Source organism: Acetomicrobium sp. S15 = DSM 107314 (genome assembly GCF_016125955.1).
GTDB classification, from domain to species: Bacteria; Synergistota; Synergistia; order Synergistales; family Thermosynergistaceae; genus Thermosynergistes; species Thermosynergistes pyruvativorans.
Genome location: NZ_JADEVE010000306.1, coordinates 1 through 409, shown reverse-complemented (window position 1 = coordinate 409; position 409 = coordinate 1). Strand labels below are relative to the sequence as shown.

Below are 409 nucleotides of genomic sequence, written 5' to 3'. Positions count from 1 at the left end.
GCCCAAGCGATGTCCGACTCGTGGCAAGTCTGAATTGGGGAATGACTATATCGCTGCGGTATCGAGATTCCCGCAATGACTTGGCCCTTTTTGCCTACGTAAAGCTGAAACGCCGGATGACCTTCCGACGCGCGTATTGATCCCGGCCTTCATGTTGAGCGAGCTCAAGATAGCCTTTCAGATGGGTGTGGTAATATTTATCCCTTTTATCGTGGTTTACATGATAGTGGCGAGCGTGTTTATGAGAATGGGCATGATAATGCTGCCTCCCATTATTGTATCTTTGCCTTTTAAATTGCTTCTGTTTGTAATGGCGGATGGCATGGGAGGAATGTCGCTGGGGCGAGAGGCCAGCGCGCTCGCTGTGGAGACGATGCTCGAATCGTATGTCATCAAAGAGGGGAACGAG

The 409-nt window shown here is 50.4% G+C and carries 1 pseudogene; it reads left to right on the top strand.

What is annotated here, in order from left to right:
• Positions 1-115: 115 nt before the first annotated feature.
• Positions 116-322 (top strand): annotated as a pseudogene (locus EZM41_RS09140) (flagellar biosynthetic protein FliP); the annotation flags it as partial.
• Between the last annotated feature and the right edge of the window lie 87 nt (positions 323-409).